The following is a 21,037-nucleotide window of genomic DNA, read 5'->3' as shown; positions in this document are numbered from 1 at the left end:
TGTCCTTGGCTAGGGGAAAATAGAAATCAGCTACCGGTCTTGACCGTGCTCCAGACCCGGGTAATGGCGCGCATGTCCTTGCCGCTCTGGGTTTTCTGCGCGAACAGGCGCTGGCGGGTGACGTCGTCCGGGTAGATCGCCGGATCGTCGCGAATCTCGGCCCGCACCAGCGGCGTGGCAGCGGCATTGCTGTTGGCGTAGTGGATGTAGTTGGTGACCTGGGCGATGTTCTGCGGCTGCAGGAGAAACTCGATGAAGCGATGGGCATTGGCCGCGTGCGGCGCGTCACTGGGCAGGTAGAGGTTGTCGAACCAGATCAGCGAGCCTTCCTGGGGGATGAAGAACGCCAGCTTGATGTTCTTCTTCGCCTCCTGCGCCCTTGCCTGGGCGGTGGCGTAGTCGCCGGACCAGGTCAGGGCCAGGCAGGTATCGCCATTGGGCAGGCTGGTCAGGTAATTGACCGAGTCGAATTTCTTGATGTATGGCCGCACGCCGAGCAGCAGTTCCTGGGCGGCCTTGAGGTCATCCGCTGTGGCGCTGTTGGGGTCGCGCCCGAGGTATTTGAGGGCCAGCGGGATCACTTCGCTGGGCGCGTCCATCAGGGTCACGCCGCAATCGGCAAAACGCGAGACGATCTTCGGGTCGAAGAGCATGGCCAGCGAACCGATGGGCGCATCGGGCATGCGCGCCTTGATCTTGTCGACGTTGTAGGTCACCCCGGAGCTGCCCCAGGTGTAGGGCGCCGAATAGGCAAGGCCGGGGTCGTAGCCTTGCAGGTCACTGAGCACTTGCGGGTCGAGGTTGTTCCAGCTCGGCAGCTGCTTTTTGTCCAGCGGCTGGAACACCTGGGCCTTGATCAGCGGCGGGACCAGGGAGGCGTTGAGCACCACCAGGTCGTAGCCCGAGCGCCCGGTCAGCAGTTTGGTCTGAACCGTTTCGTAGCCGTCGAAGGTGTCGTAGATCACCTTGATGCCGGTGGCTTTTTCAAAGTCGGCGAGGGTCGTTTCGCCGATGTAATCCGTCCAGTTGTACAGCCTGAGTGTGTTGGCCGCCTCCCCGCCGGCGGCGAGCGCCGCCGTTGCCAGGGGCGCGAGCAACAGACTGGAAATCACCTTCAGTGTCTTTCGCATAGCCACTCCGTCGTGTCACCAGGATCTGCTCGGTGTGAGCCGACGGGGTTACTATCGAGGGAGCCGGTGATGGCGACCATACCCCGAATGGGTAGGTGCGCAGCATTTACCTTACGGCCAATCGCCGGCAAGGCCGGCTCCCACAGTTTGAGTGACCTGCACTACCCCTGTGGGAGCCGGCCTTGCCGGCGATGAGGCCACTGCATCCACCCTCAACCCAACGGATACAACGCCTCGTCAAACTGCGCCAGGCGCGGAAACACCAGCGGCTGCTCATCGGACAAATGCGCCAGGCGCTGCTGGTAGCTACGCAAAAAGTCCTTGCGCGCCTCGTCGCTGATGTACGGCACATGCCAGGCCACGAACGGCTCCAGCACCTCGAAGCCGACGTAGGCCAGGGTGCCACGCAAGATCGGCCGCAGCATGTCCTCCAGCGGCCCGTGAATCGCCCCTTCGCCGAACATGTGCTCACGCCCGCCGAGGGTGACGGTCACCAGCGCCTGCTTGCCCACCAACCCGCCCTGGTCATAGAAACGCTTGCCGCCATAGCACACCCCCGAGACCAGCACCCGGTCGATCCAGCCCTTGAGCATGGCCGGCGCCGAGAACCAGAAGATCGGGAAATTCAGCACCACCAGGTCGGCCCACAGCAGCTTGTCCAGCTCCTGCTGAATGTCGGCGGCAATCGACTGGCTCTTGACCCCCAGGCGCTGCTCCAGGGCATACACCAGGTAATCCGGGTTCTCGCGGCTGACGAAGTCATCGGCGCTGGCCACCGGATTCCAGTTCATCGCATACAGGTCGCTGACCTGCACCTGATGGCCCTGGGCAGTAAAGGTTTCGACAGCCTGGTCACGCAAGGCGGCGGTGAAGGATTGCGGCTCGGGGTGAGCGTGAACGATCAGTACATTCATGGGGAGTCCTTAAACGGTTTGCACAGTGGAAGTCAGCGCCCGCTTGGCCAGCAGGCGGTCGAGCCAGTCCGGGTCCATTTCCGGCTCGCTGGAGAACAGCAGGCCGGTGTAGTCGCGGTGCGGCGGGGTGAAGATCGCCTCACGGCTGCCGTGATCGACCACCTGCCCGCGCTGCATCACCAGCACCTCGTCGGCAATGGCGCGCACCGTGGCCACGTCGTGGGTGATGAACAGGTAAGCCACGCCCAGTTGCTGCTGGATACGGTTGAGCAGCTTCAAAACACCTTCGGCCACCAGTTGGTCGAGGGCCGAGGTGACCTCGTCGCAGATGATCAACTGCGGCTCGGCAGCCAGCGCCCGGGCGATGCAGATGCGCTGCTTCTGCCCGCCGGACAGCTCGCGGGGTTGACGCTCCATATACAGCGCCGGGTCCAGCTCGATCATTTCCAGCAATTCTGCGACCCGCTGGCGCAGGGCCTGGCCCTTGAGGCCGAGGTAGAAACTCAGCGGCCGGCCGATGATGTCGACGATCCGCTGGCGCGGATTGAGCGCGGTGTCGGGGATCTGGTAGATCATCTGCACCCGGCGCAACTGCTCTTTGCTGCGCTGGCGATAATCGGCCGGCAGGGCTTCACCGTCATACAGCACCTGGCCTGCAGTCGGCGGCAACAGGCCGGTGATCAACCGTGCGGTAGAGCTCTTGCCACTGCCCGACTCGCCGATCACTGCCAGGGTCTGGCCGCGATGGAGCTTGAGCGAGACCTCCTGCAGCACCGGCTGGTGGCCGTAACTGGCGCTGGCCTTGCGCACCTCAAGCAGCGGTGTCGCCTGTTGCGGGCACGGCTTGGGTTCAGTGCGAAAACTGCGTACCGCCCACAACGATTTGGTGTAGTCCTGCTGCGGGGCGTCAAGCATGCTGCGGGTGTCGGCCTCTTCGACCAGCTTGCCGTGGCGCAGCACCATGATGCGGTCGGCCATCTGCGCCACCACCGCCAGGTCGTGGCTGATGTACAGGGCGGCGCTGCCGTAGGTTTTCACCGCATCGCGAATCGCCGCCAGCACTTCGATCTGGGTGGTGACGTCGAGGGCGGTGGTCGGCTCGTCGAAAATGATCAGGTCCGGGTGGCAGGCCATGGCCATGGCGGTCATGACCCGTTGCAACTGGCCGCCGGAGACCTGGTGGGGGTAACGCTGGCCGATCTGTTCGGGGTTGGGCAGGCGCAGCACGCGGTACAGCTCCACCGCTTCGGCTTCGGCCCGGACGCGGTCGATACCGCCGTTCCTGACCGCCGTCTCGACATGCTGGTCAATCAGCCGGTGCGCCGGGTTGAACGACGCGGCGGCGCTTTGTGCGACATAGGCGATGCGCAGGCCGCGCAGCGTGCGCAAGGCTTCAGGTTTGGCGCCGACCAGCTCCTGGCCGTCGAAACGCACCGAGCCGCCAGTGATGCGGCAACCGTCGCGCACATAGCCCATGGAGGCCAGGCCCAGGGTCGACTTGCCCGCCCCCGACTCACCAATCAGGCCCAGTACTTCACCCCGCTGCAAGGTCAGGTCGATGCCCTTGATCAGCGGATGCCAGGCGTCCTGGTAATGGCCTTCGATGTGCAGGTCGCGGATTTCCAGCAGCGGCTTTTCACTCATGGTCATACTCAGCACTCCTTCAGGCCGCTGGACTTATGCAGCACCCAGTCCACGACAAAGTTGACGCTGACGGTGATCAGCGCCACCGCCAGGGCCGGCAACAGCGGGCTGATATCGCCGAAGGTGATCAGCACGGCGTTGTCGCGGACCATGCTGCCCCAGTCGGCAGTCGGCGGCTGGATGCCCAGGCCGAGGAACGACAGCGCACTGATGAACAGAAAGACAAAGCAAAAGCGCAGGCCGAACTCGGCAATCAGCGGCGCTGCGGCATTGGGCAGCACCTCGCGGCTGACCAGCCACCACAGCCCCTCCCCGCGCAGGCGCGCGGCCTCGACAAAGTCCTGGACCACCACGGTCATCGCCACCGCCCGCGACAGGCGAAACACCCGGGTGGCGTCGAGCAGCGCGATCACCAGCACCAGCGACGTGGCGTTGGTGCCGACCACGCTGAGGATCAGCAAAGCGAAGATCAGCTGCGGGATGGCCATGAGGATATCCACCAGCCGCGACAAGCCCTGGTCGATCCAGCCGCCCCTGATCGCCGCCACCAGGCCGCAGAAACCGCCGACGGCAAAGGCCAGCAGCGTGGTCAGGAAGGCAATCCCCAGGGTGTTGCGCGCGCCATACACCAGGCGGCTGAACATGTCGCGGCCAAGGTTGTCGGTACCCAGCAGGAACTGCCCGCCCCAAGGTGCAAAGCCCTCGCCGACCACTTCGGTCTCGCCAAACGGCGCCAGCACCGGCGCAAACAGCGCCACCAGGATGTACAGGACGATCACCAGCAGGCCGAACTGGGCGCTCAAGGGGGCCCGCAACAACGGTTTGATCAGGCTCATGGCTTACCCCTTCGGATGCATCAGGCGTGGGTTGCTGGCAATCGACAGCACGTCGGCCGTGGTATTGAGCAGGATGTAGGTGGCCGCGAAGATCAGGCTGCAGGCCTGCACCACCGGGATGTCGCGCTTGGCCACCGAGTCGACCAGCAACTGGCCGAGCCCCGGGTAGACGAACACCACTTCGACCACCACCACGCCGACCACCAGGTAGGCCAGGTTCAGCGCCACCACGTTGATGATCGGTGCCAGGGCATTGGGCAAGGCGTGGTGGAAGATGATCCGCGCCTGGCTGATGCCCTTGAGCCGGGCCATCTCGATATACGGGCTGGCCAGCAGGTTGATCAGCGCCGCACGGGTCATGCGCATCATCTGCGCGATCACCACCAGGCTCAGGGTCAGTACCGGCAGCAGCGAACGCTCCAGCACCTCGGCGAAGGACGCGCCCGGGGCCAGGTTGGAGATGCTCGGCAACCAGTTGAGCTTGACCGCAAACACCAGGATCAGGATGTAGGCGACGAAGAACTCCGGGAACGACACTGCGCTCAGGGCGCTGGTGTTGAGCAGGCGGTCGAACCAGCTGTTGCGGTACAGCGCCGCGAGCATGCCCAGCAGCAAGGCCGCCGGTACCGACACCAGCGCCGCCAGCAAGGCCAGGGTAAAGGTGTTGCCCAGGCGTGCGCCGATCAGCTCGGCGATCGGCCGCTGGTTGGCCAGCGACAGGCCCAGGTCCCCGTGCAGCAGTTGCCAGGCCCAGTGGCCGAAGCGGGTCAGCGGCGGCAGGTCCAGGCCCAGTTGGGCGCGGAACGCCGCGACGGTCTCGGGAGTTGCCGCCTGGCCGAGCATGGCCTGGGCGACGTCGCCCGGGAGCATGCCAACGGCCAGGAAGATGATCACCGACACCGCGAACAGCGACAACAGGCCCAGGGCCAGGCGCTGGAGCAGCAGTTTGCAAAGACTATTCACCGTACAGCTCCTCGAACAGGCTCAACCAAGAAAGGTGCAATCCGCTCGTGCGGCTTACGCCTGCCACCAGCGCTCGATCAGCCGCAAGCCGTCGAGTTCGCCGTAGGGCGCGGTCAGCCCGCCGTGGGCCACACGCTTGGAGCGCGCGGCCACGGAGCTGGCGAACAGCGGCACGATCGCCCCGCCCTCGTCCCGGCACAGGGCCTGCATTTCGTTGTACATCTCCTGGCGCAGCGGCGCGTTCATCTCGCCGCGGGCGGCATTGAGCAGCTGGTTGAAGCGGGCGTTGTCCCAGTGGGTCTCGTTCCAGGCCGCGCCCTTGGCGTAGCCGATACTGAACATGCGGTCGGCGGTCAGGCTGCTGTACCAGAACGAGGTGGTGAATGGCTGTTTCATCCACACATTGGAGAAAAAACCATCGGCCGGTTCGCGCACCACGTCGATGTCGATGCCGGCCTGGCGCGCCTGTTCCTTGAACAGCACCGAGGCGTCCACCGCACCGGTGTAGGCGGCGTCCGAAGCCTGCAGGCGCACCTTGAGCGAATCGACCCCGGCCTGGCGCAGGTAAAAGCGCGCCTTGTCCGGGTCATAGCCACGCTGCTCCAGGGCGCTGTTGATGAAGCGGCTGCCGGGCTGGATCGGGTGATCGTTGCCGATCTGGCCATAGCCGTAGAGCACCGAGGCCAGCAGGGTTTCGCGGTTGATCGCGTGCTTGAGCGCCAGGCGGATGTTGTTGTCCTGGAACTGCTGGCTGTCGGTGAGCATCGGGAAGGTGTAGTGCTGGGCGCCCTTGGTCTCTTCGATGACCAGGTTGGGATTACGCTTGAGCAGCGCGACGGTTTTCAGGTCGACCTTGTTGATCACATCGACCTGGCCGGTGACCAGGGCATTGACCCGCGCCGCGCCGTCGGCGATGGCCAGCAACTCGGCACTGGCGAAATGCGCGCGGCCGGCTTTCCAGTAATCCGGGCTGCGTTCGAGGTCCATGCGCACGCCGGGCTCGAAGCCCTTGAGGCGATAGCCGCCGGTGCCAACCCCGGCCTGCCAGTCGGCACCGCCGTCCTTGGCCGGCATGATCACCAGGTGATAATCGGCGACCACATAGGCGAAGTCGGCGTTACCCGAGTGCAGTACGAACACCACCGCATCGTTGCCCTGGGCCTGGACCTTGGCGACATCGCCAAGCACGGTCTTGGCCGCCGAGGTGGATTTGTCGCCCAGGTGATGCTGGATCGAGGCAACCACGTCGCCGGCATCGAGGGTCTTGCCGTTGTGGAAGGTCACGCCCTGGCGCAGGGTGAAGGTCCAGATGCGGGCATCGGGGCTGGACTCCCAGCGCTCGGCAAGCTCGGGGATCGCCGTGCCGTCGACGCTGATTTCGCTCAGGGTGTTGTACACCGCCGAGAAGCCGACAAAGGTAAAGGTGTCGCTCCACGAGCCCGGGTCGCGGGAGTCGGTGGTACTGCCCCCGGCCAGGCCCATGCGCAGCACGCCGCCGGCCTTGGGCGTGGCCTCCTCGGCCCAACCGTGCAGCGGCAGGCCGAGCGAGAACGCACCGGCAATGGCCGCCGCCGTCGCGCTGTACTTGAGAAAATCCCGACGCGGCAAACCGCTGTCGTGCATCGCTTGAGTAATCTTGTTGTTGTTATCGCTCATGGCATTGCCCCTGTAGAACTGCAGAGAAAAGGATTCAGCCAACCTCGCACGCATCGATGCAAATATTTGTAATTGTCATCGTGACAAATACATTAAACTCAAAATCAGTTCGCTGCCAATCCCCTTCCTCTGTAGGAGCGGGCTTGCCCCGCGATAGCGTTTTGTCTGTAACATCGATCGCGGGGCAAGCCCGCTCCTACAGGGATTTTCGCCAGATGAGCCAGTCGACCCGCCTGATCACCGCCTCGTACATCCTCTCGTTCGTGGCCGCCAACGCGCCGCAAAAACTGCGTACCGAGACCATCGCCAAGTGGGTCAAGACCCATCCCACGCGGGTGCGCAGCCTGGTGTCGCTGATGGTCAAGGCCAACATCCTCAAGTCCTGGCGCGGCGCCCATGGCGGCCTGACCCTGGCCCGCCCGGCCAGCGAAATCACCCTGCGCGAGGTCTACGACGCGGTGCAGGAAAGCTCGCTGATCGCCGAGAAGATCGACAACCCGTTCTCCGGCCTGGAAGACCACTGCAAGGTGTTCGAGGTGTTCACCCGCCTGTTCGCCATGCTCGAAGCCAACATGCGCCTGGACCTGGGCGCTATCACCGCCGACCAGTTGTTCGTGGCCTTCGACAAACCGCAGGACAACGTCGGGCAGGCCTGAACCTGCCCGCCACTTCAGAGCTGAATAGCCTTGGTCTCGACGAACTCGGCCAGACCCTCCTCGCCCCACTCGCGACCATTGCCCGAGGTCTTGTAGCCGCCAAACGGCGCCTGGTAGTTGAACGCCGCACCATTGATGAAGCACTGCCCGGCGCGCAGTTGCCGGCCCAGTTGCAGGGCCCGCTCGCGGTCCGCCGCCCACACCGCGCTGGACAGGCCGAAGGGTGAGTCGTTGGCCAGGGCAACCCCTTGCGCCTCATCGGCATAGGGAATCAGGCACAGCACCGGGCCGAAGATCTCTTCCTGGGCAATCCGCATGCGGTTGTCGACGTCGGCGAACAGGGTCGGCGCCACGTAGAAACCGCGCTCAAGGCCTGACACGGTGTCACCGCCACACAGCAGCCGTGCGCCCTCCTCCTGGCCAATGCGGATGTAGTCCAGCACGGTGCGCCGCTGCGCCGCCGAACACATGGGGCCGAGGAAGCTGTTCGGGTCTTGCGGGTCGCCCATGACCAGTTGGCGGGTTTCATCCAGGGCGATTGCCAGGGCCTCTTCATAGCGGCTGGCGGGCAGCAGCATGCGGGTCAGGGCCGTGCAGGTCTGCCCGGAGTTGATCATCACGTCCTGCACGCCATAGCGCACCGCGGCGTCGAGGTCGGCATCGGCGGTGATCAGCAGCGGCGACTTGCCGCCCAGTTCCAGGCACACGCGCTTGACCGACGGCGCCGCGGCCTGGGCCACGCGCACGCCAGCACCGGTGGAGCCGGTGAACGAGACCATGTCCACCTGCGGGTGACGGGCCAGCGCCTCACCGACCTTGGAGCCCGGCCCGCTGACCAGGTTGAACACCCCGGCCGGCAAGCCAATGGCCTCGATCATTTCGGCCAGTAAAAACGCGTGCAGCGGGGTTTCCTGGCTCGGCTTGACCACCACCGTGCAACCCGCGGCCAACGCCGGGGCCAGTTTGCCGATCAACTGGTGCAGGGGGTAGTTCCAGGGGTTGATGAACGCACAAACGCCCACCGCCTCGCGCACTACCAGCGAATTGCCGACTTCGCGTACCTCGTCCATCAGCCCGGCCAGTTCGATGTACTGCTCAAGGCCGACAATCGGCCCGTCGACCTGCACCGCCCGGCACCACTGCACCGGCATGCCCAGCTCGCGGGTGATGACGGCCGCCATCTCATCGGCGCGGGCCTTGAGCTGTTCGGCCAGGGCGCGAATGTAGCCGGCGCGCACACTGGACGGGGTTTGCGACCAGCTGCCAAAGGCGTTGCGCGCCGCTGCCACCGCCCGGTTGACGTCTTGCTCGTCGCCCAGCGGCACCCGGCCTGCCACTGCTTCGGTGGCCGGGTTGATCACTTCGGCCAGGCCCTGGCCCGACGGCAACTGCCAGCTGCCATCGATAAACAGCCGCGGGTAGTCACGCATGGGCTTTGCCCTCCATCAGTTCAGCCGCGCAACGGGCAATGCGCTGGCAGGCCTCGCGCAGCGGTTCGGCGCCGAGCACCAGGCCCAGGCGGATATGCCCGGCGGCGCTGGGGCCGAAGGCTTCGCCGGCGAGCACCGAGACGCCGTGGTGATCGAGCAGGCGATAAGAGAACGCCTGGGCGCTGAGGCCGGTTTCACGGATGTCGACCATCACGAACATGCCGCCATCGGGCTTGAGCGCACGCAGGCCCGGGCAGTCGGCCAGGCACGCGCAGACCAGGTCGCGGCGCTGGCGGTACGCTTCACGCATGGCCGCCAGCTCCGGCAGTTGTTGCTCCAGGGCGACCACTGCCGCGTCCTGGATGAAGTCCGGCGAGCCGTAGAGCATGCACAGCGCCAGGTTCTCCAGGTGCGTGGCCAGCGCTGGCGAGCCCACTACCCAGCCGACCCGCCAGCCAGTCATGGCATGGGACTTGGACAGGCTGTTGAGGGTCGCCGTGCGCTCGGCCATGCCCGGCAGGCTGCCGGGGCTGATGTGCTCGCCGTCGTACAGCAGCTCGCTGTAGACCTCATCGGAGATCAACCACAGGTCATGGGCAATGCACAACTCGGCCAGCGCCTCCCAGGTAGTGCGCGGCAGGCTGGCGCCGGAGGGGTTGTGCGGGCTGTTCAGGGCCAGGGCGCGGGTCTTGCTGGTGATGCGCGCGGCGACATCTTCGGCCTGGACCCGGAAGCCGTGCTCCGGGCGCACCGGCACCGGGATCACCGTGGCGCCACAGGCGCCGAACACGGCCTCATAGGTGACGTACATGGGCTCGGCGACAATCACTTCGTCGCCGGGGTTGAGCACGCACTGGGCCACGCAGAACAGCGCACACTGGGCCCCGGCCAGTACCGTCACCTGATCGGCACCGGTCGGCTGGCCGCTGCGTTGCTGATGCCGGCGGGCAATCGCCTGGCGCAGGGCCAGCTTGCCGCGTACGTCGGAGTAATGCGTGTGGCCGTTCTGCAGGCTGTCGATGGCGGCCTGGACGATCGGCGCCGGGGTGTCGAAATCCGGGTCGCCAACCGACAGCAACAGCACGTCTTCGCCTTTTTCCAGCAGTTCCAGGGCGCGGTAGTGGATGTCCCAGGCAGCGGCGCCGTCACCGGCGATACGTTGGGTCAGATCGGAAAAGCGCATGGCAGTCTCCCAAAAAAGCGGTTGAAGCTCAGCGCGCGCAAGCGTGCTTGAGCTCGATCAGGGTTACGCCGTTGCGGGCAAAGCCGCTGCGCAGTTCCCGTTGCAGGTCATCCAGGCTGTGCGGCTGCGCCACGCTGCAACCAAAGGCCCGGGCCAGGCCGATGAAGTCCGGGTTGCGCGGCAGCACGCCGATCGGCTCGATATCCAAACCGAGCATGTCATCGCGAATCTGCCCCAGGGCATCGTTGTTCCACAGCAGCACCACCAGCGGGCGCTCCAGCTCTTCGACCGCGGTGGCCAGTTCCTGGGCGGTGTAGAGGAAACCGCCATCGCCGACCAGCACCAGGCCTGGGCGATCATCCGTGGCGAACATGCCGCCAATCCCGGCCGGCAAGCCGTAACCGAGGGTGCCGTAGCCGGTCGGGTGCAGCCAACTGCGGGGGGCGCGGCTGGCATAGACATAGTTGCCGGTGTAGGCCAGCTGGGTCATGTCGGTGCTGATGAACGCATTGGCCGGCAGCTCGGCCGCGACCCGGTCAAGGATCGCCTGGTGAATCGCCTGCAGCGGGCCATGGCTGGCCTTGACCGCCTGGCGCAGGCTGGCGACAGCACCCATGGCAGCGCCGGCATCGCGCGACGTTTGCGGCAAACGCTCGAGCAAGGCGGCGACGGTCTGCCGGGCATCGCCCTGCAGGGCCACGGCGCAGGGATAGAAATCGTTGAACTTGCGCGGATCGATATCCACCCGCAGCAACTCGCCATTGAGCTGCAGCCGCTCGCGCCAGAAGTCGGTGTCGGCCATTTCGGTGCCGACCGCGAGGATCACGTCGGCCTCGGCAATCAGTTGCCAGCCCGGCTCCACGCACAAGGACGAACCGGCATTGAGCGGCGCATCCGGTGGCAGCAGACCTTTACCGGCAACGCTGGTGAACAGCGGCGCGGCCAGGCGCGTGCTCAGTTGTTGCAGTTCCTGGCCAGCGGCCAGGGCACCGCCACCGGCGATGATCATCGGCCGCCTGGCGCCTGCCAGTTTGCCGGCTGCCTGATCCAGCACACTGCTGGCCGGCACGCCCCGGCCCGGGCGGCGCACCACTTCATTGCTCCAGTCGCGGGCGACCGGTGCGGCCAGCACATCCAGCGGCACCGAGATATGCACCGGACGCGGGCGTTCGCTGTCAAATACCGCATAGGCTCGGGCGATCAGCCCAGGCAGGTCCTCGGCGCTCAACGCCACGGCAGAAAACGCCGTGATCGGCGCGGTCATGGCGCGCTGGTCCTGGGTTTCGTGCAGGCAGCCCCAGCCTTTGCCCAGGCTGGCGGTGTGGTTGACGCTGGAAATCACCAGCATCGGGATCGAGTCGGCATAGGCCTGGCCGATGGCGGTGGCGGCGTTGGTAACGCCGGGGCCGGTGATGACGAAGCACACCCCCGGCTTGCCGCTGACCCGCGCATAACCGTCGGCCATGAAGCCCGCGCCCTGTTCATGGCGGGTCAGCACGTGGCGGATGCCGCTGCCGGGCAGGCCACGGTACAACTCCAGGGTGTGCACCCCGGGAATGCCGAACACGGTATCGACGCCGTAGTTGGCCAACAGGCGCACCAGGGCCTGGCCACCGGTCAATGAGCTGTTGTGCATGTTCATCTCCTTACACCTGGCCGAGGCGAATCAACGCATCGACCGCGGTGGTGCCCTGGGCACCGACCATTAATGGGTTCACATCCAGTTCCAGCAATTGCGCAGCGTTTTCGCAGGCGTAGTCGGCGACCGCACGGATCGCTGCCACCAGCGCCTCCAGGTCAGCCGCCTCGCGGCCACGAAAACCCTGGAGCAAGGCCGCGCTGCGCAGGCCGAGCACGGCCTTGCGGATGGCGCCGTCGGTGGTCGGCAGCAACAGGCTCTTGCTGTCCTTGAGCAGCTCGACGAGGATCCCGCCGGCACCGATCACCAGGGCCAGGCCGAAGTCGTTCTCGCGCTTGATGCCGACGATCAGCTCGGCCAGCGGCGCGCTGGCCATGGGCTCGAGCAGCAGCTGATCGAACGCGACACCCGGCGCATAGGCGCCGATCCGTGCGCGCATCTGCTCCAGCGCCGCGCCCAGGGCCTGGGCGTCGCGCAGGTTGAGGGCGACGGCACCGGCTTCGGTCTTGTGCGGCAGTTGCGCACTGACCGCCTTGAGCACCAGCGGGTAGCCGACTTGCTGCGCATTGGCCAGGGCCTGCTCCGGCGTGCTCAACACGCCCTTGGGTACCGGCAGGCCAAACGCCTGCAAGGCTTGTTTCGATTGCCATTCGTTGAGCAGCTCGCTCTCGCCTTGCAGCGCCTGCGGGCACAACGGCGGCAACGCTGACTCGCCCAGGTCGAGCAGCGCCTGGCGTTGGCCCTGGTATGCGGCAATCCGCCCCCAGGCCGCCAGGCCATCCTCGACGCCCTGCAGCGCGGCAATGCCATGGGCATGCAGGCGCTCGCGGGCGAAGGCCGGCAGCAGTTCGGGCAAGGCCGAGGTGACAAAGCCGGTCTTGCCGTGACGCTTGAGCGCCGCGCAGTACAGCTCCAGCAGCAGGTCGCACTCCTTGCGCTCGCCGGTAAACTCCGCCGGGTAGTCGAGCACCAGCATGGCGGCATCGGCCTCGGTGCGCAGGGCGCTGTCGAGCATGCGCTCAAGCGCGGCGCCGTCGCCCCAGATCGCCGTGGTGAAGTCCAGCGGGTTGACCAGGTTGGCATAGGTTGGCAGCACCTGGGCCAGCTCGCGGACCTGGCCATCATCCAGCTTCGGCAGGCTCAGATCGTTGCGTTCGGCATAGTCGGCGATCAGCCCGGCATCGCCACCGGAGCAAGCCAGGGCGATCAGGCTGCCGCCCTTGGGCAAGTGGCCGCAGGCGGCGGCCTTGAGGGTTTCGACAAAGCTCACCGGGCCGCTGACGCGGATCACCCCCAGGCGCTCGAACAGGCTGTCGTACAGCGCATCGGAGCCGGACAGCGAGCTGGTGTGGCTCAGCGCCAGTTCCGCACCGATTTGCGACACCCCGGTTTTCAGGGCGATGATCGGGATGCCCTTCTCCAGCGCCTTGTGCGCCGCGCGGGCAAAACCCGGCACATTCTTCAGGCCTTCCAGGTGCAGGCCGATGGCAGTGACCCGCGGCTCATCGAGCAGCGCGTCCATCAGTTCGGCAATGCCGATCTGCGCCTGGTTGCCCACCGAAGCCATGTAGGCCACCGGCAGCGAGCGGTCGCTCATGGACAGGTTGTAGGCAAAATTGCCGCTCTGGGTCAGCACCGCCACGCCCTTCTCTACTGCCTTGCCGCCATGGGCCACCGGCCACAGCGCAGCGCTGTGCAGGTAATCGAGCAGGCCATAACAGTTAGGGCCGAGCAGCGCCATGTCGCCGGCGGCCTCAAGCAGTTGCTGTTGCAGGGCCTGGCCTTCGGCGCCGGTTTCGGCAAAGCCCGAGGCGTAGCAGATCGCCCCGCCGGCACCCTTGGCCGCCAGCTCGGCCACGCAGGTCAGGGTCAGCTCGCGGTTGGTGGCGATGAACACCGCATCCGGTGCACAGGGCAGTTCGCCGACGCTGCGCACGCACGGCACGCCATCGAGGCTGTCGTGCTGCGGGTTGACCAGCCACATCTGCCCCTGGTAACCGCCCTCGGCGCAGCGCTTGAGCGCCCGGGCCATGCTGCGCCCGCCGACAAACGCCAGGTGGCGCGGGGCGAGCAGGCGTTTGAGATTGTCTCGTAACATGAGCAGGCTCCTGATCAGCGCAACAGCGGGCGTAGCAGTTCACGGGAAATGATGTGCCGCTGGATCTCCGAGGTACCCTCCCAGACCCGCTCGATCCGCGCATTGCGCCAGATCCGCTCGACCGGCCCTTCGTCCATCAGGCCCATGCCGCCGTAGATCTGCACCGCCTCGTCGGCAACCTTGCCCAGCACTTCACTGGCAAACAGCTTGGCCATGCCCGCCTCGCCATCGGTCATCGTGCCCTGGTCCATCTTCCAGGCCGTGTGCAGGGTCAACAGTTCGGCGGCGCGGATCTGCGTGGCCATGTCGGCGAGCTTGAACGAGATACCCTGGTAGGTGCCGATCGGTTGGCCGAACTGCTTGCGGTCGGCCGCCCATTGCAGCGACACGTCCAGGGCGCGCTGGGCCTGGCCAACACAGTTGGCGGCGACCATCACCCGCCCGGCGGTGAGCCAGGCGTTGGCCACTTCCCAACCCTTGCCGACTTCACCCAGCACCTTGCTGGCCGGCACCGTGCAGTCATCGAAGAACAGCTCGAAGGTGTGATAACCGCGGTTGCTCACGCACTTGGGCCCGCGGCGGATGGTCATGCCCGGGGTGCCGCGGTCGACCAGGAAGGCGGTCACCGCGTTGCGCGTCTTGCCGTTGTGCTCGTAGGTGTCGGTGACGGCAAAGACAATGGCGAAATCGGCGTGGCCGGCATGGCTGATGAAGTGCTTGCTGCCGTTCAGTACGAAGTTGTCACCCTCGCGCACGGCGCGGGTCTTGATCGCATTGGCATCGGAGCCGGCACCCGGTTCGGTGAGGGCAAAGCAGTCGGTCTTCTCGCCCTGGATGCACGGCAGCAGGTAGTCGTTGATCTGTTCGTCCTTGCAGGCCATGAGGATCTTCGACGGCCGCGCGACAAACACATGCAGGGCCCACGACACCTTCGACAGCTCGCGCTCGATCAGCGCCTGGGACAGGTAATCGAGACCGCCACCGCCGACTTCCTCAGGCATGTTGAAGGCATAGAAGCCAGCGGCGATGGCCTTGCCGCGAATCTGCGCGGCGAGCTCCGGCGACACCTCGTCGGCGCGGTCGACCGCCTCTTCATGGGGCAATAACTCCTTGGCGACAAAACTGCGTACCGCTTCCACCAACATTTGTTGTTCTTGGGTCAGTTGGAAATTCATGAGTCGATCCTGAAGAAGTGCTTGTAAGTTGTTATTTACCAACGAAATTAGCGGTGCGCTTTTCGACGGCAGCACGCAACGCTTCGGCGCCATCCTCGCTACGCCCGCACAGCAGCCCGGCAGCAAGCTCGGCCTGTAGCTGCTCGCCCAGGGTGCGCTGGGCGCCGTCGCGAATCAGCCGTTTGGTCTGGGCGAAGGCGAAGGTCGGGCCCTTGGCCAGGCGCCCGGCCAGCTCGGCGGTCACCGCCAGCAACTGCTCATCGGCGCACACCTCGCCCACCAGTCCCGCTGCCAGGGCGCGCTCGGCCCCCCAGAGTTCATCGAGAAACAGCAGGCGCTTGGCCTGTTCGCTGCCGATCAACCGTGGCAGGTGCCAGCTGGCGCCGGCATCCGGGCTGTAGGCCATGCTGGTGTAGCCGGCCTTGAACCGCGCCGAGGCGGCGGCCACGCGCAGGTCGCAGCACAGGGTCAGGTCCATGCCGGCGCCGACGGCAGTGCCGTTGATGGCGGCGATGGTCGGTTTGTCGAGGCTGTGCAGGCGCTGCATCAGGGCGTGGGCGGTTTCGGTCCAGCCGTAGCTTTCAAGCGCGCCGCGGGCTTCGGCCTCGGCCCACTCGGCAAGGTCGGCGCCTGCGCAGAAGCTGCGGCCGGTGCCGGTCAGCACCACCACGCGCACCGCCGGGTCGGCGTTATGGGCCTCGAGCAAGGCATGCAGGTTTTTCAGGCTGGGGATGTCCAGCGCGTTGCGCTGATCCGGACGGTTGAGGGTGATCCAGGCAATGCCGGCTTCGACCTGGCTGAGCAGCGACGCAGGAGGGGTCATGGGGGGCCTCGAATTATTGTGGTTGGCGTGAGAGGTATGACGTGAGGCCATACTAAACGAGTGTTCAACAAGGAGACAATCGGCTGGATTACTTGCTGTAACAGATGAAGTTACAGAGCTAATTGCTTGTTTTTATAAGATTTAAATATTTACTTTGAGAAGTAATGGCCGCGCCTGTTACAACTTTGTACAACCTATCGCGGGGCAAGCCCGCTCCTACATTTACAGGTAGGAGCGGGCTTGCCCCGCGATGGGCTTACACCGACGGCGCCAACACCACCTGGCGCTTGCGGTGAATGATGAAGTACGCCGCGTAACACACTGCGATGAAACCAAAACCCCAGTACAGCGACGGCCGCTGGGTCTCATCCAGGGCCAGGAACACGAACAGCGAACTGCACAGGGCGATGCACAGCAGCGGCACCAGCGGGAACAGCGGCGCGCGGTACTTGAGGTCGCTGAGCTTGCCGCCGCCCTGCAGGTAGGCGCGGCGGAACTTGTACTGGGCCAGGGCAATGACGATCCAGGTCACCGTGCCGGACATGCCGCTCACCGCCATCAGCACCATGAACAAGGTGTCGGCGGCGACAAAACTGGTCATCAGCGACACCAGGGCAAAGCACAGGGTGATGCTCAGCGCCCGCAACGGCACGCCGCGCTTGCTCAGCGGCGACAGGCTTTTCGGCGCCATGCCGGTCTTGGACATGGCCCAGAGAATGCGCGTGGAGGCATACAAGCCGGAGTTGCCCACCGACAGAATCGCGGTAAGGATGACGAAGTTCATCAGGTCCGCCGCGTAGGGAATGCCGACCATGTCGAACACCTGCACGAACGGGCTCTCCATCAGGCCGGCCTGTTGCCACGGCACAATCGCCGAGAGCACGACGATGGCCAGCACGTAGAAGATCAGCACACGGAACACCACGTTGCGCACTGCGCGGGGGATGCTTTTTTCCGGCTGGTCGGTTTCACCGGCGGCCACGCCCATGATCTCGCAGCCCTGGAAGGCATAGACCACGGTCATCATCACCGCGAACACCGCCGACAGGCCGTTGGGGAACATCGAGTCGCCGATCAGGTTGTTCATCATCGGCGCCGGCTCGCCACTGGTCAGCGGGATCGCGCCGAAGATCACCAGCACGCCAACGATGATGAAGCCGAGGATCGCCGCCACCTTGATCCCCGAGAACCAGTATTCGGCTTCGCCAAAGGCGCGGGTGGCCAGGGCATTGAGGCCGAACAGCACCACCACGAACAGCGCCGACCAGTACCAGATCGGCACCTCGGGGAACCAGCGCACCATCAGCATGCCGGCGGCGGTGAACTCCAGGCCCACGGTGGTGGCCCAGCTCATCCAGTACACCCAGCCGATCATGAAGCCGGTGGCCGGGCCGATGAACTTGGTGGCGTGGGTCTGGAACGAGCCGGACACCGGCATCTGCACCGACAGCTCGCCCAGGCAGACCATCACCAGGTACATCAGAAAACCCGCCACCAGGTAGGCGAGGATCGCGCCCATGGGCCCGCCCTGGTTGATGGTCACCCCCGAGCCCATGAACAGCCCGGTGCCGATCACCCCGCCCAGCGACAGCATGAAGATATGCCGGCTTTTCAGCGCGCGGGTCAGGTGGATGCCTTTACGTTCGGTAGAGTCAGTCATGTCGGCACCTCAACAGTGGTTGAAGCGCGGGAGGGACAGGCGATGGTGCGGGGACGGCTGAGCTTTACGGCAGTTCATTATTATTATCTCCAATAAGCTTCGAAGACCGCGGGCAGCGGTTGCCGTCGATTATTGGAAAGCGATGTAAGGTGGCGTTGTACGTAAAGATCGAAGATGTAAAAAGTCGTAAGGTTTTTGTACGTCAGCGCTGGATCAGCTGTTTCAGGGTTTCGTCGGCCAGGCGCAACTGCTCGGCCAAGGGCGTTTGCAGGACCTGCAAGGCTGCCGGGGCCTTGTTCAACGCCGCCTCTTCCAGTTCCCGCAGTACCGTCGCCAGGCCGCGAAAACCGAGGGAATCACTACTGCCGGCGAGGCGATGAGCCAGATGCGCGACGTCGGTGCAGTCGCCGGCCTTGAGCGCTTCGGCCAGGGCATCCTGATGCTGCTCGATAGCGTCGCGCAGCACCGTCAGCAAACCCTGGACTTTCTGTTCACCGAGCAAGCTGCGATGGGTATCGAGCAGCGCCCAGTCCATGCCCTGCCCGGCCACCGGGGCCTCGACCACCTGCCGCTGTTGCGCCAATGCCTGGCGCAAACTGTCGAGCTTCAGCGGCTTGGCGAGGATGCCCTGCATGCCCGCCGCCAGGTAACCGCGCACCAGCGCCGGCTGCACGCTGGCGGTCAGCGCCAGGATCCGGCAAGCGCGGTTTGGCCCGGGGGTGCGGCGGATCTGCCGGCACAGCTCGACCCCGCTGATACCCGGCAGATGCACGTCGAGCAGGATCAGGTCGTAGCACCGCTGCGCACAGAGGACCATGGCCTGTTCCCCGTCCTCGGCCATCCACAACCGGTGCCCGTCGCGCTGCAACAGGCCGCGCACCACCTCGCGGTTCAGTTCGACGTCTTCGACCACGAGGATATCCAGGGCGTGCACCGGCTCTACCGGCGGCACGGTTGCAGCTTCGGCTGCCGCCGTGTGCAGGCTCAATTCGAACCAGAAACAACTGCCCTGCCCCTCGGCACTGTCCAGGCCGATGCGCCCGCCGAGCAGTTCCACCAGGTGTTTGCAGATCGCCAGGCCCAGGCCAGTGCCGCCATAGCGCCGGGCCACGGCTTCGCTGGCCTGGACGAAGCGATCGAAAATCCGCCCTTGCACCGCCGGGTCGATGCCGATGCCGTTGTCGCGAACACTGACCCGCAGCTGCTGCTGGCCTTGCTCCTGGCCCAGCACCTGGACCTCGACACTCACCTCACCGGCCTCGGTGAACTTGATGGCGTTGGCCAGCAGGTTGCTGAGCACCTGGCGCAGGAACTGTTCGGCGCCGTGTTGACGTGGCGCCAACTGGGTATCGATGCGACAGCGCAACACCGTGTCGTTGTTCAGGGCCCGCGGTTCGAGCAGGGTCATGACCTCGTCGCACAGTTGGCGCAGGGAGAAATCCACCGCTTCCGGGTGGCTTTCGCCCTCCTCCAGGCGGGCAAAGTACAGCACTTCGTTGAGGATGGTCAGCAAGCCTTCGCCGGCCTTGTACAGGGCATCCAGGCGCTTGCGGTCCTGGGCGTCGAGATCAGCCTCGCGCAGTAATTCGGCCATGCCGAGGATGCCGTTGAGCGGGGTGCGCAGTTCATGGCTCATGGTCGCCAGGAAGCGCGACTTGGCCAGGTTCGCCGCTTCGGCATCATCCTTGGCGCGCATCAGGCTGGCAGTGCGCCGCTCGACCATCTTCTGCAGCTCGTCGCGCTTGTCCTGCAAGGCCAGGCGGTCGACTTCACGGCGGTCGATATCACTGAGAATGGCCCGGCGCATGTCGTCCAGGGCGTGGGCCACGGTGTCGATTTCGTCTGCGCGGGCCGAGCGGCGTTTGTCCAGGCGCAGCGGCTCTTGCCAGTCGCCCGCGCCGATGCGCCGGGCAAACTCGGCCATCACCTGCAAATGGCGAGTGACCAGGCGGTAAAACAAGCCCGACAACGCCACCGCCAGGCCGCAGAGGAACACGCTCATCCACAGCAGGCTGGTCAGCCCGGTGGCGAACAGGCGCCGGTGCACCGCACCCAGGTCGATGCTGACCTCCAGCTCGCCAAGGTGGCGCAACGGCCCGGAAGGCGGTTGATAGTCCAGGGCGAAACGCTCGATGCGCAGCGGCCCTTGTGGCGTCGCTTCGCCCTGCAGCAAGTCGAAGTCGGCACTGCTCAGGCGTACCCGCGCCACATCTGAGAAGTCCACCAGGCCGCGCAACTGCACCTTCAACTGCTCCTGGTTGAGGTCCCAGAGGCTGCGTTCAAGGCTTGCCAGGTAACCGGCGCGAATCAACGCCATGCGCGCGTCGATGTCGCGCATCTCGCGGCGGTACTCGAAATACAGCTGCACGGTGCTGGCCAGCACGGTAAAGCACAGGCTGAACAACAGGATGAACAATAGCAGGCGCCGCAGCAGGCCACCGGGTTGCAGGCGCATCATTTGGCGTCTGCCGGCAGGTTGACCATGTCGCGGTAGGTGACTTCGCTCTGCTCCAGCCAGCGCTGGATCTCGCCGTTGTCGGTCATGCGCTGCAGTTGCTCGTCGATCTGCGCCATGTGCTGGCTCAAGGGCGAATGCCGCGATACCGCCACCCGCAGGTAGTCGACGCTCAGCGCGGTGGGCAAGGCCTGGATCTCCTCGGCGCCGGGCAAATGCTCGACGAATAGCTGGCCGGTGCGCCGTTCCTGGATGACGAAGTCGATACGCCCGCGAATCAGCTTGCCGAAGTTCTGCTGGCTGTCGGAGACCCATTCGATGTTCTGGTGACGGGCGACGAAGCGGTCGAAGTCAGGCCCGTAGCTTTCGCCGAACAACAGCCCGCCGCGGTAGCTGGCCAGGTCTTCAAGGCGCTCGAAGGTCACCGGCCGCTGGCGATTGAAGAACACTGCCACCTCCTCGCGCAGCACCGGCACCGTGGAAAAGCGCATGCCCTGGTCGCGCTGGTCGCTGTTGTAGGCCAGCACCACGTCGACCCGGCCTTCGGCGGCATCGAGCAGGCAGCGCTTCCAGTTGCCCAGCACGACGATCTCCACCTCATAGCCCAGGCGCGCGAACAGCTGGCGCACCACGGTCGGCGCCAGGCCGCGCACCTGTTTGCCGTCGCTCCAGGAAATCGGCGGGTACACCGGGTAGTCGCAATAGCGGATGCGCTCGGCCGCCTGGGCCTGGGCGCCGGGCATCAGCATGGCGAGCCAGAGCAGCCGCCACATGT

16 protein-coding genes are annotated in these 21,037 nt (G+C 65.4%); 1 reads left to right on the top strand and 15 read right to left on the bottom strand.

Annotated elements, in window-relative coordinates; translation table 11 throughout:
• Window positions 1–26: 26 nt before the first annotated feature.
• From CCOS864_RS12275 to CCOS864_RS12250, 6 genes are all read right to left on the bottom strand, one after another.
• On the bottom strand, window positions 27–1,130 hold the full coding sequence (locus CCOS864_RS12275; RefSeq protein ID WP_115086559.1) for a polyamine ABC transporter substrate-binding protein: 1,104 nt from the start codon (window positions 1,128–1,130) through the stop codon (window positions 27–29).
• A gap of 212 nt (window positions 1,131–1,342) precedes the next feature.
• Window positions 1,343–2,044, bottom strand: a complete 702-nt coding sequence (locus CCOS864_RS12270; protein ID WP_115086558.1) for an NAD(P)H-dependent oxidoreductase — start codon at window positions 2,042–2,044, stop codon at window positions 1,343–1,345.
• Window positions 2,045–2,053: 9 nt separating this feature from the next.
• Window positions 2,054–3,688, bottom strand: coding sequence for an ABC transporter ATP-binding protein (locus tag CCOS864_RS12265; protein ID WP_415842502.1), 1,635 nt, complete (start codon window positions 3,686–3,688; stop codon window positions 2,054–2,056).
• A gap of 8 nt (window positions 3,689–3,696) precedes the next feature.
• Window positions 3,697–4,524 (bottom strand): ABC transporter permease, encoded by an 828-nt coding sequence (locus CCOS864_RS12260; protein WP_115086556.1) that lies wholly within the window; start codon window positions 4,522–4,524, stop codon window positions 3,697–3,699.
• A 3-nt stretch (window positions 4,525–4,527) separates the two neighbouring features.
• Entirely contained in the window at window positions 4,528–5,487 is a 960-nt protein-coding gene (locus CCOS864_RS12255; RefSeq protein WP_115086555.1) for an ABC transporter permease, read from the bottom strand.
• Between the two features lie 54 nt (window positions 5,488–5,541).
• Window positions 5,542–7,143: an ABC transporter substrate-binding protein gene (locus tag CCOS864_RS12250; RefSeq protein WP_115086554.1), complete on the bottom strand. Its 1,602-nt coding sequence runs from the start codon at window positions 7,141–7,143 to the stop codon at window positions 5,542–5,544.
• 215 nt (window positions 7,144–7,358) lie between these two features.
• On the opposite strand from CCOS864_RS12250, the gene CCOS864_RS12245 reads away from it, so the two are divergent.
• Complete coding sequence (locus CCOS864_RS12245) at window positions 7,359–7,799, top strand: Rrf2 family transcriptional regulator (RefSeq protein ID WP_115086553.1); 441 nt, start codon at window positions 7,359–7,361, stop codon at window positions 7,797–7,799.
• A gap of 14 nt (window positions 7,800–7,813) precedes the next feature.
• On the opposite strand, the gene CCOS864_RS12240 is transcribed toward CCOS864_RS12245, so the two are convergent.
• From CCOS864_RS12240 to CCOS864_RS12200, 9 genes are all read right to left on the bottom strand, one after another.
• Window positions 7,814–9,229, bottom strand: coding sequence for an aldehyde dehydrogenase family protein (locus tag CCOS864_RS12240; protein WP_115086552.1), 1,416 nt, complete (start codon window positions 9,227–9,229; stop codon window positions 7,814–7,816).
• Window positions 9,222–10,412 carry a pyridoxal phosphate-dependent aminotransferase gene (locus CCOS864_RS12235; RefSeq protein WP_115086551.1) on the bottom strand — a complete coding sequence of 397 codons (1,191 nt, stop codon included), beginning with the start codon at window positions 10,410–10,412 and terminating at the stop codon, window positions 9,222–9,224. Before CCOS864_RS12235 ends, CCOS864_RS12240 begins: the two co-directional genes overlap by 8 nt.
• A 28-nt stretch (window positions 10,413–10,440) precedes the next feature.
• A complete protein-coding gene (locus CCOS864_RS12230; RefSeq protein ID WP_115086550.1) occupies window positions 10,441–12,048 on the bottom strand; it encodes a 5-guanidino-2-oxopentanoate decarboxylase in 1,608 nt (535 codons plus the stop codon).
• Window positions 12,049–12,058: 10 nt separating this feature from the next.
• The gene (locus tag CCOS864_RS12225) at window positions 12,059–14,149 is read right to left on the bottom strand and encodes an acetate--CoA ligase family protein (RefSeq protein ID WP_115086549.1); all 2,091 of its coding nucleotides are present in this window, start codon (window positions 14,147–14,149) and stop codon (window positions 12,059–12,061) included.
• Between the two features lie 14 nt (window positions 14,150–14,163).
• Window positions 14,164–15,324, bottom strand: coding sequence for an acyl-CoA dehydrogenase family protein (locus CCOS864_RS12220; protein WP_115086548.1), 1,161 nt, complete (start codon window positions 15,322–15,324; stop codon window positions 14,164–14,166).
• Between the two features lie 31 nt (window positions 15,325–15,355).
• Complete coding sequence (locus tag CCOS864_RS12215) at window positions 15,356–16,147, bottom strand: enoyl-CoA hydratase/isomerase family protein (RefSeq protein WP_115086547.1); 792 nt, start codon at window positions 16,145–16,147, stop codon at window positions 15,356–15,358.
• A 256-nt stretch (window positions 16,148–16,403) separates the two neighbouring features.
• Entirely contained in the window at window positions 16,404–17,807 is a 1,404-nt protein-coding gene (locus tag CCOS864_RS12210) for an amino acid permease (protein WP_115086546.1), read from the bottom strand.
• A gap of 202 nt (window positions 17,808–18,009) precedes the next feature.
• Entirely contained in the window at window positions 18,010–20,265 is a 2,256-nt protein-coding gene (locus CCOS864_RS12205) for an ATP-binding protein (protein WP_115086545.1), read from the bottom strand.
• Window positions 20,262–21,035, bottom strand: coding sequence for a substrate-binding periplasmic protein (locus tag CCOS864_RS12200; protein WP_115086544.1), 774 nt, complete (start codon window positions 21,033–21,035; stop codon window positions 20,262–20,264). The genes CCOS864_RS12205 and CCOS864_RS12200 overlap by 4 nt, the downstream gene beginning before the upstream one ends.
• Between the last annotated feature and the right edge of the window lie 2 nt (window positions 21,036–21,037).

It is taken from the genome of Pseudomonas wadenswilerensis (genome assembly GCF_900497695.1).
Classification (GTDB): domain Bacteria; phylum Pseudomonadota; class Gammaproteobacteria; order Pseudomonadales; family Pseudomonadaceae; genus Aquipseudomonas; species Aquipseudomonas wadenswilerensis.
The sequence above is the reverse complement of the archived record's forward strand: the minus strand, read 5'-3'. Positions and strand labels throughout refer to the sequence as shown.

Coding starts and splice junctions, on each gene's coding strand:
- CCOS864_RS12225 (WP_115086549.1), bottom strand. CDS start 14,149: ATGTTACGAGACAATCTCAAACGCCTGCTCGCCCCGCGCCACCTGGCG.
- CCOS864_RS12265 (WP_415842502.1), bottom strand. CDS start 3,688: ATGAGTGAAAAGCCGCTGCTGGAAATCCGCGACCTGCACATCGAAGGC.
- CCOS864_RS12240 (WP_115086552.1), bottom strand. CDS start 9,229: ATGCGTGACTACCCGCGGCTGTTTATCGATGGCAGCTGGCAGTTGCCG.
- CCOS864_RS12235 (WP_115086551.1), bottom strand. CDS start 10,412: ATGCGCTTTTCCGATCTGACCCAACGTATCGCCGGTGACGGCGCCGCT.
- CCOS864_RS12245 (WP_115086553.1), top strand. CDS start 7,359: ATGAGCCAGTCGACCCGCCTGATCACCGCCTCGTACATCCTCTCGTTC.
- CCOS864_RS12215 (WP_115086547.1), bottom strand. CDS start 16,147: ATGACCCCTCCTGCGTCGCTGCTCAGCCAGGTCGAAGCCGGCATTGCC.
- CCOS864_RS12260 (WP_115086556.1), bottom strand. CDS start 4,524: ATGAGCCTGATCAAACCGTTGTTGCGGGCCCCCTTGAGCGCCCAGTTC.
- CCOS864_RS12230 (WP_115086550.1), bottom strand. CDS start 12,048: ATGCACAACAGCTCATTGACCGGTGGCCAGGCCCTGGTGCGCCTGTTG.
- CCOS864_RS12220 (WP_115086548.1), bottom strand. CDS start 15,324: ATGAATTTCCAACTGACCCAAGAACAACAAATGTTGGTGGAAGCGGTA.
- CCOS864_RS12270 (WP_115086558.1), bottom strand. CDS start 2,044: ATGAATGTACTGATCGTTCACGCTCACCCCGAGCCGCAATCCTTCACC.
- CCOS864_RS12210 (WP_115086546.1), bottom strand. CDS start 17,807: ATGACTGACTCTACCGAACGTAAAGGCATCCACCTGACCCGCGCGCTG.
- CCOS864_RS12200 (WP_115086544.1), bottom strand. CDS start 21,035: ATGTGGCGGCTGCTCTGGCTCGCCATGCTGATGCCCGGCGCCCAGGCC.
- CCOS864_RS12250 (WP_115086554.1), bottom strand. CDS start 7,143: ATGAGCGATAACAACAACAAGATTACTCAAGCGATGCACGACAGCGGT.
- CCOS864_RS12205 (WP_115086545.1), bottom strand. CDS start 20,265: ATGATGCGCCTGCAACCCGGTGGCCTGCTGCGGCGCCTGCTATTGTTC.
- CCOS864_RS12275 (WP_115086559.1), bottom strand. CDS start 1,130: ATGCGAAAGACACTGAAGGTGATTTCCAGTCTGTTGCTCGCGCCCCTG.